The following is a 14196-nucleotide window of genomic DNA, read 5'->3' on the forward strand; positions in this document are numbered from 1 at the left end:
CCCAATAATGAGTGTCGTCCCGCCCTTGTCCGGGACGACAAAGAAAAAAATGTCCCCCGAGCTCCATTTCATCCTCATCCTCCTGCTGCGCATGATCATCGCAGCGGGATTCGTCGTGACGGCGTCGATCATCACCGAGCGCTCGGGGCCGGTGATCGGCGCGCTGGTCGCGACTTTGCCGGTCTCAGCCGGTCCGTCCTACGTCTTCCTCGCGCTCGACCACGATGCCGCCTTCATTGCGCAGGGGGCGGAGTCAAGCCTGCCCGTCAATGCAGCGACGATCTTCATGTGCGTTATCTATGTGGTGCTGGCACAGCGGCGCAGCCTTTTGGTGAGTTGCGGAAGCGCGGTCGCGGTCTGGATCGTGCTCGCCTCGCTCATCCGTCAGTTCGACTGGCCGCTCACCGCCGGGCTCGCTGCCAATCTGATCGCATTCGGCATCTGTATTCCGCTTCTGGCAGGCTACCGCGATGTGAAGATGCCGCTGGTGACGCGCCGCTGGTATGACGTCCCGATGCGCGCTTCGCTGGTCGCGACCCTTGTCGCCATCGTCGTCTCGACGTCGAGCTGGGTCGGCCCCAGGATCAGCGGCATCATCGCGCTATACCCGGTCGTGTTCACCAGCATCATGGTGATCCTGCATCCGCGCATCGGCGGACCACCGACCGCCGCGGTGCTCGCCAACTCCGCCTGGGGCCTGCTCGGATTCGGCGTGGCGATCGCAGTGCTGCATGTCGCGGTGGTGTGGTTCGGCTCCGCCATCGGTCTTGGGCTCGCACTCGCCACGTGCATCGTCTGGAATCTGACGCTGTGGGGGATCGGGCGGCGTACGCTGCACAAGGCGCGACAAGCACCGTGACACTACGGACATGCCCTGCCACCGCCGGATACTTCCGCAGCTAACTCGCTACGACAGATCACGAGACGCTTTCCTTCAAACTCCTGAAGGACCAAGGCCATTTCGAGTCACAGCGCCGACCGAGCAGCGTGTAAGGCGTGCCATCGTGCAGCTTTAGGCTGCTTTGTCGGCCATCGCCTTTCCCAGAATTCGTTAGCACTTTATTCGAGTCTTACGGGTACTGAATTATGTTGCGTACCCGCCTCGGTCTTCGCAACGCGAGTTTTACCGGCGGAAGTTTCGATCGGAATTCGGCGCGTGTGCCGCGCCGCCACGTCCCCAGATCCCGTCACGCAATTTCATGATTTTTTGGAGATTCACTGATGTTTGGTCGTAACTCCCGCAACGACGCGGATGTACAACTCGCAGCCATCGGCCGTTCGCAGGCCATGATCGAGTTTGCCATGGACGGCACGATCCTGACTGCCAACCAGAACTTCCTGAACGCCCTCGGCTACTCCCTCGACGAGATCAAGGGAAAGAAGCACGCCATGTTCATGCCGGCCGATCAGCGTGACAGCGCCGAGTACAAGGCGTTCTGGGCGCACCTGAACCGCGGCGAATTTCAGGCCGCTGAATTCAAGCGGATCGCCAAGGGTGGGCGCGAAGTCTGGATCGAGGCATCGTATAATCCGGTCCTCGACGCTGCCGGCAAGCCCGTCAAGGTGGTGAAGATCGCAACCGACATCACCGCCAAGAAGATCAATGCGATGACGGAGGCCTCCCAGGTGGCCGCCATCAATCGCGCTCAGGCCGTGATCGAGTTCAAGCTCGACGGCACCATCATCACGGCCAACGAGAATTTCTGTAAGGCCCTCGGCTATTCCCTCACCGAGATCCAGGGCAAGCATCACAGCCTGTTCGTCGCCCAGGTCGAGCGCGACGGCGCGGCCTATCGCGAGTTCTGGGCCGCGCTCAACCGCGGCGAATACCAGGCCGGCGAGTTCAAGCGCATCGGCAAGGGCGGTCGGGAGGTCTGGATTCTCGCCTCCTACAATCCGCTACTCGACGAGAACGGCAAACCGTTTGGCGTCGCCAAGTTCGCGACCGACGTCACGGCGGAGAAGCTGAAGAATGCCGACCTTGCGGGCCAGATCTCGGCGATCGACAAGGCGCAGGCGGTGATCGAGTTCAACATGGACGGCACGATCATCGCCGCCAACGCCAATTTCCTCGGCGCCCTCGGCTATTCGCTCGCCGAGATCAAGGGCAAGCATCACAGCATGTTCGTCGAGCCGGCGGAACGTGACGGCACGGCCTATCGCGAGTTCTGGGCCGCGCTCAACCGCGGCGAATACCAGGCGGCCGAGTACAAGCGGATCGGCAAGGGCGGCAAGGAAGTCTATATCCAGGCCTCGTACAATCCGATCCTCGATCTCAACGGCAAGCCGTTCAAGGTCGTCAAATATGCGACCGACGTCACGAAGCAGGTGCTGGTCCGCATGGGCAATGAGCGGGTCCGCGGCATGATGGAGTCTGTCGCCGCAGGTTCGGAAGAGCTGAACGCTTCGGTGCGGGAGATCTCGGAAGCCATGACGAAGTCGCGTGAAACGGCAATGAGCGCCGTGGAGCAGGTATCCACCGCTGATGCGCAGGCCCAGCGCCTCACCGAAGCGGCTCAGGCGATGAGCGGCATCGTCGAGTTGATCAACAGCATTACGGGGCAGATCAATCTGCTCGCGCTGAATGCCACGATCGAGTCCGCGCGGGCCGGCGAAGCGGGCCGAGGATTCGCGGTGGTTGCCTCGGAGGTGAAGAGCCTCGCCAACCAGGCCAAGCACGCGACCGACAAGATCGGCCAGGAGATCGGCAACCTCAACGGCATCTCCGGCGATGTCGTCAGCGCGCTCGGCTCGATCAAGCAGGCGATCAGCAATGTCAGCGAATACGTGACATCAACGGCTGCGGCGATCGAGGAGCAGAGCACGGTGACCAACGAGATGTCGACCAGCATGCAGCGCGCCGCCGCAGAAGCTGCGGCGATATCGGCGAGGGCGTAGGCAGGCGAGCATCTGTAGCCCGCATCAGCGCAGCGATATCCGGGAATGCGTCCCGGATGTCGCTTCGCCCGGGCTACGACAACGTCATTACTTCGGCAGCTTGGCCTTCAACGCATACAGCGCATCGAGCGCCTCGCGCGGCGACATCTCGTCCGGATGCAGCGCCTTCACCGCCTCCATCAGCAGCTCGGCGTCGCTCGGGGGCGCAGCTTCCGCGGCGGCGCGCGAGGGCACTGCGAACAGCGGCAAATCGTCGGCGAGCGCGCGCGCGGTCTGGCCGCGGTCCTGGGCTTCCAGCTTTGCCAGCACGGATTTCGCGCGCGTGATCACGCCCGGCGGCAACCCGGCGAGCTTCGCCACCTGGATGCCGTAGGAGCGGTCGGCCGAGCCCGGCAGCACCTCGTGCAGGAACACGACATTGCCCTGCCACTCCTTCACGCGCACGGTGGCGTTGAACATCCGCGGCAGCTTGGCGGAGAGCGCGGTCAGCTCGTGATAATGGGTGGCGAACAGCGTGCGGCAGCGGTTGCTCTCATGCAGATGCTCGATCGCCGCCCAGGCAATCGAGAGGCCGTCGAAGGTTGCGGTGCCGCGCCCGATCTCGTCGAGGATCACGAGCGCTCGCTCGCCGGCCTGATTCAGGATCGCAGCCGTCTCGACCATCTCCACCATGAAGGTGGAACGGCCGCGGGCGAGATCGTCGGCGGCGCCGACGCGTGAGAACAGGCGGTCGATGATGCCGATCCGCGCGCGTGTCGCCGGCACGAAACTTCCGATTTGAGCAAGAAGAGCAATCAGCGCGTTCTGGCGCAGGAAGGTCGACTTGCCCGCCATGTTCGGACCGGTCAGCAACCAGAGCTGGCCGGACTTTTGCCCGGGTCCCGGCGAGAGGTCGCAGGCATTGGCAATAAATGGCTCGCCGTTGCGCTTGAGCGCCTGCTCCACCACGGGATGGCGGCCGGCCTCTATCGCAAAGCCGAGCGATTGATCCACTTCGGGCCGCACATAATTGTCGTCGATCGCGAGTTTGGCGAGCGACGTCGCGACGTCGAGCAGCGCAAAGGCATGGGCGGCGGCGCGCAGATCCTCGCTGATGGCCAGCGCCTTGGTGCAGAGCCGCTCGAAGATTTCGAGCTCGAGCCCGAGTGCGCGATCGCCGGCATTGGCGATCTTGGCTTCGATCTCCCCGAGTTCCGAGGTGGTGAAGCGGACCTGGCCGGCCAGCGTCTGGCGGTGGATGAAGGTCGCGTTCAGCGGCGCCGACATCAGCTTGTCGCCATGTTGCGCGGTGACCTCGACGAAATAGCCGAGCACGTTGTTGTGTCGGATCTTGAGACCCTTCACACCCGTGTTGTCGGCGTAGCGCGCCTGCATCGAGGCCACCACCAGGCGTGAGGCGTCGCGCAGGTTTCGGATTTCGTCCAGCGCAGGCTCGTAGCCCTGACGAACGAAGCCGCCGTCGCGCTTGATCAGCGGCAGTTGATCGTCGAGTGCGCTGGCGAATTCCGCTGCGAGCTCGCGCGATGGCCTTTGCAGCGCCGCCATCACCGCGGCGATCTCCTGCGGCGGCTGGTCGAGTTCGCCAAGCCGCGTCAGCACCTGGTCGGCGGCGATGATGCCGTCGCGCAGGCCGGCGAGGTCGCGCGGCCCGCCGCGGCCGACCGAGAGACGGGCCAGCGCCCGCGACATATCCGGGGCGCCACGCAGGATGCTGCGGATGTCCTCGCGCGCGGCCGAGTCGGTGACAAAGCTCCCGACGGCGTCGAGCCGCCGCGCAATCGCCGCCGCATCGGTCAGCGGCGCGGCAAGCCGCTGCGCCAGCAAGCGCGAGCCGGCCGAGGTTACCGTGCAGTCGATCGCATCGAGCAGCGAGCCGCGGCGTTCTCCAGCCAGCGTCCGCGTCAGTTCGAGATTGGCGCGCGTCGCCGGATCGATCGCCATGGTCGCACCCGAGGCCTCGCGCGCCGGCGGCGACAGCGGTGGATGTTTGCCGACCTGGGTGCGGTCAACATAAGTGACGGCGGCGGCGGCAGCAGTGGCTTCCAGCCGCGTGAGCTGCGCCAGTCCGTCCATGGTCGCGACGGCAAAATAGTCGCACAGCCGCTTCTCGGCGGTGGCGCCGTCGAAGACGTCGCGGGTCAGCGGCGTCACCGCCGGCAGCTCGCGCAGGGTCTGTCCAAGCTCGCTGTCGTTATAGAGTGCGTCGGTGACGATCACCTCGTTCGGATTGATGCGCGCCAGTGTCGCGGCAAGTTCGCCGCCCGAACATTCGGTCACCATGAATTCAGCGGTCGAGATGTCAATCCAGGCGAGGCCAAAGCGGTCACCGCCCGCCGACGAGCGGGCGCGCGCGAGCGCCAGCAGGTAATTGTTGGCGCGCGCGTCGAGCAGCGTGTCCTCGGTCAGCGTGCCCGGCGTGACCAGGCGCACCACCCCGCGCCGCACGACGCTCTTGTTGCCGCGCGCCTTGGCGGCGGCGGGATCCTCTATCTGCTCGCACACCGCGACGCGGTGCCCGGCGATGATCAGCCGGTGCAAATAATCCTCGGAGCGCTCGACCGGCACGCCGCACATCGGGATGTCGGCGCCTTGATGCTTGCCGCGCTTGGTCAGGACGATGCCGAGTGTCCTGGAGGCGATCTCGGCGTCCTCGAAGAACAGCTCGTAAAAGTCGCCCATCCGGTAGAACAGCAGGAGCCCCTGATGCGCCGCCTTGATTTCAAGGTACTGTTCCATCATCGGCGTAACGCGCGCGGCAGCTTCCGCAGGCAGTGCGGACGTGTCCTCGGGGGGCGGAACGGGGATCGGTTGTTGCATGGTCATGGGCGGCGCAACCTACAAAATTTCGCCCCGCGCTCCTATTGCTTTGGCCGGGGAGGGGAGGTTTTCCACGTTGTCCGCACCGCGGCATGCGCAACTCGCGTGCGCAACCCCCGGAACACGCGCGTATCGGTCAATTGACCTGCCGCGGGCGCCCTCCTAAAACTCCGTCGACATTGAAGAATTTAGGCCGGATCGCGGCATTCAGGGAGAACAACGATGCGTGACGTTTTTATCTGCGATGCCGTGCGGACCCCGATCGGTCGTTTCGGCGGCTCCCTCGCCAAGGTGCGTGCCGACGACCTTGCGGCGGCCCCGATCAAGGCGCTGATGGCCAAGCACCCCAATCTCGATTGGGCCCAGGTTGACGAAGTCTTCTTCGGCTGTGCCAACCAGGCCGGCGAGGACAACCGCAACGTCGCACGCATGGCGCTCCTGCTGGCAGGCCTGCCGGATTCGGTTCCCGGCCAGACCCTGAACCGGCTCTGTGCCTCCGGCCTGGATGCGGTCGGTGCCGCAGGCCGCGCCATCCGCTCCGGCGAGATCGAGCTTGCGATTGCCGGCGGCGTCGAATCCATGACGCGCGCACCCTTCGTGATGGGCAAGGCGCCGGAAGCGTTCTCGCGCTCGGCCGAGATCTTCGACACCACGATCGGCTGGCGCTTCATTAATCCGCTTCTGAAGGCGCAGTATGGCGTCGATGCCATGCCGGAGACCGGCGAGAACGTCGCCGAGGAATTCCAGGTCTCGCGCGCCGATCAGGACGCCTTCGCGATCCGCTCGCAGCAGCGCGCGGGCGCCGCGATCGCGGCCGGCTATTTCGCTGAAGAAATCACGCCGATCACCATTCCCGGCGGCAAGGGGGGACCTGTTACCGTCGACAAGGACGAGCATCCGCGCCCCGAGACCACGCTCGAAGCCCTGACGAAGCTTAAGCCGATCGTGCGCAATCCAGGCACGGTGACCGCCGGCAACGCCTCCGGCGTCAATGACGGCGCCGCTGCGATGATCCTGGCATCCGAGGCTGCCGTGAAGAAGCACGGCCTGACGCCGCGCGCGCGCATTCTGGGCCTCGCCTCCGCTGGCGTGCCGCCGCGTATCATGGGCATCGGCCCGGTGCCGGCCACCCGCAAGCTGATGGAGCGCCTCGGCAAGAAGATCAGCGATTTCGACCTGATCGAGCTCAACGAAGCCTTCGCCTCGCAGGGTATCGCCTGCATGCGCCAGCTCGGCGTCGCTGACGATGCCGATTTCGTCAATCCGCATGGCGGCGCCATCGCACTCGGCCATCCCCTTGGCATGAGCGGCGCGCGCCTTGCGCTCACTGCTGTGCACGGCATGGAAAAGCGCGGCGGCAAGCTCGCGCTCGCCACCATGTGCGTCGGCGTCGGTCAGGGCGTGGCTGTCGCGATCGAGAAGCTGAATTGACGGGACGCGTGGCGTCCCGTCATCCCGAAGCCGCCCGCACGGGCGGAATCCGGGATCTCGAGATTCCGGGTCCGGTCCTTCGGGCCATCCCGGAATGACAGGGTAGAGGGATCGACCCATGATCATCGCGCGTGAGCAGGACGTCACGGCCGCGGCATTGGCAGTGATGGAGCGGACATCCGATCCACGGCTGCGCCAGATCATGGTTTCCCTGGTCAGGCATCTACACGGTTTTGTTCGCGACGTTCGCCTGACCGAGAAGGAATTCCGCGACGCCACGGCTGTTATCGCCGAACTCGGCAAGCTCTCGACCGACACGCACAACGAGGTCGTGCTGATGGCAGGCTCGCTCGGCGTTTCGCCGCTGGTGTGCCTACTGAACAATGGCGATCAGGGCAACACGGAAACCGACCAGTCGCTGCTCGGACCGTTCTGGCGGTTGAACTCGCCGCGGGTGGAGAATGGCGGATCGATCGTTCGCTCCGAGACCCCTGGCGCGCCGCTGTTCGTCAACGGCCGCGTCGTGGACACGGACGGTCGTCCCGTCGCCGGCGCCGAGGTCGACGTCTGGCACGCGTCGCCCGTTGGTCTCTATGAAAACCAGGACCCCGAGCAGGCCGACATGAACCTGCGCGGCAAGTTTACGACCGACCATGACGGAGGCTTCTCTTTCCGCTCAGTGATGATGGTCGGTTATCCCATTCCGACCGACGGCGTGGTCGGCCGCCTCCTGGAGGCGCAGAGCCGGCATCCCTATCGTCCCGCGCATCTGCACGCCCTGGTCTTTAAGCCCGGATTCAAAGTGCTGATCTCGCAGGTCTACGATCCCGCCGATCCGCATATCGATAGCGACGTCCAGTTCGGCGTGACGAAGGCGTTGCTCGGTAAGTTCCTGCGACATGACACGCCACACCCCACCGAGCGCGATATCACGACGCCCTGGTATTCGCTCGACCATGTCTACCGGCTCGAAGCCGGCGAGGCCGTGCTGCCACGTCCCCCGATCAAATAGGGCTCAAAGCCGCTTCCCCAAATTAGTTATATCCTATAATGATTGGTGGAAGTGTTGACCGGTCGGACCTTGGGTGGCCGGGGAGGAGTTCGCCAATGACATTCATCTATCCCGTCGACAGCAACAAGGCGCATCCGCTGCCGCTGTCGCCCGAGTACAAGAGCTCGGTCAAGCGCGCGCCGAACAAGCCCTTGATCCCGATGCGCCATACGCTGTCGGAGCTGACTGGCCCGGTCTACGGCCACGAGACCGTGCGCAAGGGCGACAACGATCTCACCACGCAGCACACCGGCGAGCCGCTCGGCGAACGCATCATCGTGCACGGCCATGTGCGCGACGAGGACGGCCGCGGCGTGCCGAACTCGCTGATCGAGATCTGGCAGGCCAATTCCTGCGGCCGTTACGTTCACGTCCGCGACCAGCATCCGGCTCCGCTCGATCCGAACTTTACGGGCGCCGGCCGCACCATGAGCGATGCCTCCGGATACTATCGCTTTGTCACGATCAAGCCTGGCGCGTATCCCTGGGGCAACCATCACAACGCCTGGCGTCCCGCGCACATCCATCTCTCGGTGTTCGGCCATTCCTTCGTCACGCGTCTCGTGACGCAGATGTACTTCCCGGCCGATCCGCTGTTCCCGTTCGATCCAATCTTCAATTCGGTGCCGGACGAGAAGGCGCGGGCGCGAATGGTGTCGTCGTTCGATCTCGAGCACACCCAGCCCGAATGGGCGCTGTGTTACCGCTTTGACATCGTGCTGCGCGGCAAGAACGCCACGCCTATGGAGAACCATTAAGTGCAGGACAATGGGATCACGCCATCGCAGACCGTCGGCCCGTTCTTCAAATACGGCCTGACGCCGACCGGCGAGTATGCCTGGAACGATGCGTTCACCAACTCCACCCTGACGCCCGACGTCACCGGAGATCGCGTCCGCATCGAGGGCCGCGTGTTCGACGGTGATGGCGTGGCCGTGCCCGATGTCATGCTGGAGATCTGGCAGGCCGATGCGCAGGGACGCTTCGCCGATCCGCAGGACAAACGCGCGTTGCCGAATGCGAGCTTCCGCGGCTTTGCCCGCTGCGGCACCGACAAGGACGGCAAATATTGCTTTGAAACCATCAAGCCGGGCGCTGTGCCCGATCCCGACGGCAAGCCGCAGGCACCGCATATCCTGCTTGCGGTGTTCGGTCGCGGCATGCTGCGGCATCTCTACACCCGCATCTATTTCGGCGACGAGGCCGGCAATGCCGCCGATCCCGTGCTGGCGTTGGTGCCCGCCGACCGCCGCGCCACGCTGACCGCCATGCGCGAGGCTGGCAAGCCGGTTTACCGGCTCGACCTGCGGCTCCAGGGTGACAACGAAACGGTGTTTTTCGACGTGTGACTGAGGTGGCGTCCCGAATCTGCGCTGCGCCTATCCGGGACGATGGCGGAGGGCCGGCCCAACTTTCGCCGCCCGAAACCGCTCCCTGGCGCCGTTTTCCCGTAGTTCTCCGGAGTCCGCGCGACGCAATTTCCGCGCGAAGCAATCCCGTGTTTACCGTAATCCTTTAGGGTTCGTTGGATTCGGCGCGGCCCCATTGGATTGTTCCATGAAAATTCGCCTTTCGCTTTCTTCCGCAATCATTGCTTTCGGCATCGTTCTGGCCATCGGCTTTACCGCCGTGGTTTCGACCAGCCTCTATGCCCTGAAAGAGCTCAAGGTCGGCGGTCCGCTGTATTCCGATATCAAGCTCGGCAACGATCTCATCGCGGACATCCTGCCGCCGCCGGAATATGTGATCGAGGCCTACCTCGAGGCCACCCTCGCCATGCGCGAGCCGGATCAGCTGGCGGCCCATGGCGAACGCCTGGTCCAGCTCCGCAAGGATTACGACGAGCGCAAGGCATTCTGGGTCACCTCCAGCCTCTCCGCCGACCTGAAGACAGCCCTGGTGTCGAAATCCGATATCGAGGTGCAGAAGTTCTGGAAGCTGTTGTCCGACCAGCTCCTCCCGGCCCTCAAGGCCAAGGACACGGCCGCCTCCGAGCGCGCCTACGCGCAACTGAAGGACGCCTACACCGCGCATCGCGCCGTCATCGACAGCATCGTCGAGAGTGCCAACAAGCAGAATGCCGACATGGAGAAGCTGGCCGCCGACCGCGACAGCTCCATGCTCTATATCCTCCTCGGCGTCTCCGCCGCCGTCCTCGGCTTCATTGCAGCGGGCCTGCTTGGCGTCGCCCTCGGCGTGGTCCGGCCGATCGTGCGCATGACCGGCGCGATGCAAAAGCTCGCGACCGGCGATCTCGCCGCCGACATTCCTTTCGCGCACCGGCAGGACGAGGTCGGCTCGATGGCGGGCGCGCTCCTGGTGTTCAAGCAGTCCGCGGTCGAGAATTCCCGCCTGCGCGAGGAGCAGTCGCAGAAGGAGCATGAGGCGGCGCTCGCCAAGCGCGGGGCCCTGCACCAGATGGCCGAAACCGTCGAGCGCGAGACCGGGCTCTCGGTCGACACGGCGAGCGCGGCGACACAAGGCGTGGAGCGCGCCGCCTCCAGTCTGTCGGAGATCGCAAGGTCGCTCTCCGCGCAGTCGCAGGCGGTCGCCGCGGCCTCCACCCAGGCCCTCGGCAGCTCGCAGACCGTTTCGGCCGCGGCGGAAGAACTCAGTGCTTCGATCCGCGAGATCGCAACCCAGGTCGCGCGGACCAGCACGGTCACAAAATCGGCCGTCGCAGGCCGTGAACAGGCGCGCGCGACCATCCAGGCGCTGGCCGGATCGGTCAAGAAGATCGCCGAGGTCACCGACCTCATCGGCGGCATCGCTGGCCAGACCAATCTTTTGGCGCTCAATGCCACGATCGAGGCGGCGCGCGCCGGCGAGGCTGGTCGCGGTTTTGCGGTGGTCGCAGCCGAAGTGAAATCGTTGTCCGACCAGACGGCCAAATCCACCGAGGAGATCGCGCGCCTTATCGCCGAGATCCAGGCCTCGACGCAGGCCGCGGTCGACGCCGTCGAGACGATGGGAGGGCACATCGTCGAGATCGACGGCGTAGCGACCTCGGTTGCCGCCGCGATGGAAGAGCAGGACGCCGCCACGCGCGAGATCACGCGGTCGATCTCCGAATCGGCTTCTGCGGCGAAGGAGGTCTCGGCCAAGATCGGTGATGTCAGCCGCGACGCCGCCTCCGTGAACGAGCGCGCCGCGGACGTCAGACAGGCGATCGCCGGAATGGCGGCCAATCTCGAACAGCTCCGGTCGGTTGTTGTCAGGACCGTGCGCGACTCGACCGCTGCGGCTTGAGACGGCAGCGAAATCGTCTGCTGGTGGCCAGACGTGTGATCGTGCAGTATGACGCGGGACAGGGGCATCGTGGTCATGACACCTCCACAATTGCCAGCGGTCGTTGAGCCCGCCCGACTGACGGCTGCGCTACGCAGGAGTGGCGTGCTGGACGCCGGCGCGGTCCGCGAGGTGAAAGTGCTGCATCAGCGCGACACCGTCGTGCCGCATATCATCCGTCTTGGCCTGCGCTATGTCGGAGAATCCGCCGGTGCCCCGCAATCGCTGATTCTGAAGACCGCGCATTCCGACTTCGCCAAGACGCTTGCAAATGGCGGCCGGCACGAAGTGGCCTTCTACACGCAGCTCGCGCCAACAGTGCCGGCAGGGCTCGTGCCGCGCTGCTTCGACGGGCATTTTGACGAGGAGGGCCTCACCTGGCATCTCCTGCTCGAAGACCTCACCGATAGCCATGAGATTGCGACGCAATGGCCGCTGCCACCGTCGCGCGACCAGGCGATGGCGATTGTCACGACGCTCGCGCGATGGCACGCGGCCTGGTGGGACCATCCCGGTCTCGGCGAGACCGTCGGCACTTGGGCGAGTGCCGAGGACAGCGCAAGTCACATGGAGACCTTCGCCGGCCATTACGATCGGTTCGCGGACCTGCTCGGCGACCGCCTCAGCGAAGAGCGCCGCATCCTCTATCGCCGCCTCATCGATCAGTCAGCTCGGCTATCGCAGCGCTATCATTTGCGACGTCATGTCAGCATCACCCATGGCGATGCCCATATCTGGAATTTCCTGCTGCCGCGCGTTGGCGTTGCCGATACCGTGCGGATGTTCGACTTCGACGTGTGGCGCATCGACGTGCCGACCGACGACCTCGCCTATATGATGGCGACGCAATGGTATCCGGAGCGCCGGCAGGTACTCGAACGTCCCCTGCTCAACCGCTACTATGAGACGCTCATGGAGCACGGGGTCAGCGGCTACACACGCGGCGCGCTCGATCAGGATTATCGCTGGTCGGTGCTCTGGCACATCACCAAGCCGGTCTGGCAATGGAGCGTCAACATTCCGCCGGTGATCTGGTGGAATAATCTGGAGCGCGTGATGCTTGCGGTCGAGGATCTGGGCTGCGAGGAGTTTTTGGGCTAGCTGGCGCGCTACATATTCGGCGTCGTCCCGGCGAAGCCGGCACGACGGTATTACTCCATCACCGCAGGTTCCGGCCCAGCCGCCTGCTTACGTAGCGTGGCCTTGGTCGAGCCGATCAACAGAGCGAGCGGGATGGTGCAGAGGATGAAGAACATCACCAGCTGGTAGTCGTGCGCAAACGCGATGATCTGCGCCTGCACGCTGACCATCCGGTCGGCCATGGCACGGCCGGCATCGGTGGAGAGATTGATCATGCCGCTGACGCTGGGCATCTGGAGCGCATGATTGAACGGGTTGATGTGCTCGGACAGGATCGCGTAGGTCTTGCGCGTACCCTGCGTCAGCTGGGCGATGACGACGGAAATGCCGACCGAGCTCGCGACGTTGCGCATCAGGGTCAGCATCGCGGTGCCGTCGGTGCGCAGCTCATTGGACAAGGTCAGAAACGCCACCGTCGAGAGCGGCACGAAGACGAGACCGAAGCCGAAACCCTGGATGATGCTGACCGTCACGATCTCCGGCACCTGGGTCAAATCGGTCCATCCGGTCATCTGGAACAGCGAGCCCGCGGTCAGCGTCAGGCCGGCAATGATCAGGGTGCGCGCCTCGAAATAGCGCATCATGCGGCCGACCAGCATCATGGCGAAGAAGGTGCCGAAGCCGCGGCTCGCCAGCAGCAGGCCGGCCGTGATGATGGGATAGCCGATCACGTTCTGCATGTAGGGCGAGGCCAGCGCCATGGTCGAGAACAGCACGAGGCCCATCACGACCATGAACATGCAGCCGGTGACGAAGTTGCGATCCCTAAACAGCGCGAAGCGGATGAACGGGGTCGAGGTCGTGAAGGAGTGCGCGATAAAGAAGTAGAAGGCGACGGCCGAGACGATGAACTCCGCGATGATCTCGCCCGATTCGAGCCAGCCCAATTGCTCGCCGCGGTCGAGCGCGAGCTGAAGCGAGCCGATCGCGACTGCCAGCGCCGCGAAGCCGAACCAGTCGAATTTGAGGCTGAGATCCTTCCTGGTCTCGTCCATGAAGATGATCAGCCCGATCACGGTGATCGCGCCGAACGGCAGATTGACGAAGAATACCCAGTGCCAGGAATAAGTCTCGGTCAGCCAGGCGCCGAGCGACGGTCCCATGATCGGCCCCATCATCACGCCCATGCCCCAGATCGACATCGCCTTGGCGCGTTCCTGCAGCGTGTAATAATCGAGCATCACCGATTGCGAGAGCGGCACCAGAGCGGCGCCGAACACACCTTGCAGCAGGCGGAACAGCACCATCTGGTTGATGTCCTGCGCGAGCCCGCACAGCACGGAGGCGAAGGTGAAGCCGGCCGAGCAGATGATGAAGATGCGCTTGCGGCCGAAGCGGTTGGCGATCCAGCCCACCGGCGCCGTCATGATCGCGGCGGCGACGATGTAGGAGGTCAGCACCCAGTTGATCTGGTCCTGCGAGGCCGACAGCGTGCCCTGCATGTAAGGCAGCGCGACATTGGCGATGGTGGTGTCAAGCGCCTGCATGATGGTTGCCGTCATGGCGCAGATCGTCACCATGTTGCGGCGCAGGCCGGGGACCATCAGGGCGGGATTGGATTCCGCCATCGG

The 14196-nt window shown here is 64.5% G+C and carries 10 protein-coding genes; 8 read left to right on the plus strand and 2 right to left on the minus strand.

The annotated features are described in order from the left end of the window. Nucleotides 1–49: 49 nt before the first annotated feature. On the plus strand, nucleotides 50–859 hold the full coding sequence (locus tag IVA88_RS00625) for a hypothetical protein (protein WP_247495364.1): 810 nt from the start codon (nucleotides 50–52) through the stop codon (nucleotides 857–859). A 362-nt stretch (nucleotides 860–1221) separates the two neighbouring features. Next, nucleotides 1222–2898, plus strand: a complete 1677-nt coding sequence (locus IVA88_RS00630) for a PAS domain-containing methyl-accepting chemotaxis protein (RefSeq protein ID WP_247495365.1) — start codon at nucleotides 1222–1224, stop codon at nucleotides 2896–2898. A gap of 87 nt (nucleotides 2899–2985) precedes the next feature. On the opposite strand, the gene mutS is transcribed toward IVA88_RS00630, so the two are convergent. Further along, on the minus strand, nucleotides 2986–5721 hold the full coding sequence (mutS, locus tag IVA88_RS00635; RefSeq protein WP_247495366.1) for a DNA mismatch repair protein MutS: 2736 nt from the start codon (nucleotides 5719–5721) through the stop codon (nucleotides 2986–2988). Between the two features lie 216 nt (nucleotides 5722–5937). Between mutS and pcaF the strand changes: the two genes are divergently transcribed. From pcaF to IVA88_RS00665, 6 genes are all read left to right on the plus strand, one after another. Further along, nucleotides 5938–7146: a 3-oxoadipyl-CoA thiolase gene (gene pcaF, locus IVA88_RS00640; protein ID WP_247495367.1), complete on the plus strand. Its 1209-nt coding sequence runs from the start codon at nucleotides 5938–5940 to the stop codon at nucleotides 7144–7146. A gap of 118 nt (nucleotides 7147–7264) precedes the next feature. Next, nucleotides 7265–8158: a dioxygenase gene (locus tag IVA88_RS00645; protein WP_247495368.1), complete on the plus strand. Its 894-nt coding sequence runs from the start codon at nucleotides 7265–7267 to the stop codon at nucleotides 8156–8158. Between the two features lie 95 nt (nucleotides 8159–8253). Continuing rightward, entirely contained in the window at nucleotides 8254–8955 is a 702-nt protein-coding gene (gene pcaH / locus IVA88_RS00650) for a protocatechuate 3,4-dioxygenase subunit beta (RefSeq protein ID WP_247495369.1), read from the plus strand. After that, a complete protein-coding gene (pcaG, locus tag IVA88_RS00655) occupies nucleotides 8956–9546 on the plus strand; it encodes a protocatechuate 3,4-dioxygenase subunit alpha (RefSeq protein WP_247495370.1) in 591 nt (196 codons plus the stop codon). A 208-nt stretch (nucleotides 9547–9754) separates the two neighbouring features. After that, the gene (locus IVA88_RS00660; protein ID WP_247495371.1) at nucleotides 9755–11446 is read left to right on the plus strand and encodes a methyl-accepting chemotaxis protein; all 1692 of its coding nucleotides are present in this window, start codon (nucleotides 9755–9757) and stop codon (nucleotides 11444–11446) included. Between the two features lie 48 nt (nucleotides 11447–11494). Further along, nucleotides 11495–12586 carry an ecdysteroid 22-kinase family protein gene (locus tag IVA88_RS00665; RefSeq protein WP_247495372.1) on the plus strand — a complete coding sequence of 364 codons (1092 nt, stop codon included), beginning with the start codon at nucleotides 11495–11497 and terminating at the stop codon, nucleotides 12584–12586. A gap of 50 nt (nucleotides 12587–12636) precedes the next feature. On the opposite strand, the gene IVA88_RS00670 is transcribed toward IVA88_RS00665, so the two are convergent. Then, nucleotides 12637–14193 carry an MDR family MFS transporter gene (locus tag IVA88_RS00670; RefSeq protein ID WP_247495373.1) on the minus strand — a complete coding sequence of 519 codons (1557 nt, stop codon included), beginning with the start codon at nucleotides 14191–14193 and terminating at the stop codon, nucleotides 12637–12639. Nucleotides 14194–14196: the final 3 nt, after the last annotated feature.

The sequence above is a fragment of the Bradyrhizobium sp. 149 genome (assembly GCF_023073915.1).
In the GTDB taxonomy this organism is placed as follows: Bacteria; Pseudomonadota; Alphaproteobacteria; order Rhizobiales; family Xanthobacteraceae; genus Bradyrhizobium.

What these genes read in the sequence shown, in the direction of transcription:
- IVA88_RS00625 (WP_247495364.1), top strand. Translation starts at nt 50, where the DNA reads ATGTCCCCCGAGCTCCATTTCATCCTCATCCTCCTGCTGCGCATGATC.
- IVA88_RS00630 (WP_247495365.1), top strand. Translation starts at nt 1,222, where the DNA reads ATGTTTGGTCGTAACTCCCGCAACGACGCGGATGTACAACTCGCAGCC.
- mutS (WP_247495366.1), bottom strand. Translation starts at nt 5,721, where the DNA reads ATGACCATGCAACAACCGATCCCCGTTCCGCCCCCCGAGGACACGTCC.
- pcaF (WP_247495367.1), top strand. Translation starts at nt 5,938, where the DNA reads ATGCGTGACGTTTTTATCTGCGATGCCGTGCGGACCCCGATCGGTCGT.
- IVA88_RS00645 (WP_247495368.1), top strand. Translation starts at nt 7,265, where the DNA reads ATGATCATCGCGCGTGAGCAGGACGTCACGGCCGCGGCATTGGCAGTG.
- pcaH (WP_247495369.1), top strand. Translation starts at nt 8,254, where the DNA reads ATGACATTCATCTATCCCGTCGACAGCAACAAGGCGCATCCGCTGCCG.
- IVA88_RS00660 (WP_247495371.1), top strand. Translation starts at nt 9,755, where the DNA reads ATGAAAATTCGCCTTTCGCTTTCTTCCGCAATCATTGCTTTCGGCATC.
- IVA88_RS00665 (WP_247495372.1), top strand. Translation starts at nt 11,495, where the DNA reads ATGACGCGGGACAGGGGCATCGTGGTCATGACACCTCCACAATTGCCA.
- IVA88_RS00670 (WP_247495373.1), bottom strand. Translation starts at nt 14,193, where the DNA reads ATGGCGGAATCCAATCCCGCCCTGATGGTCCCCGGCCTGCGCCGCAAC.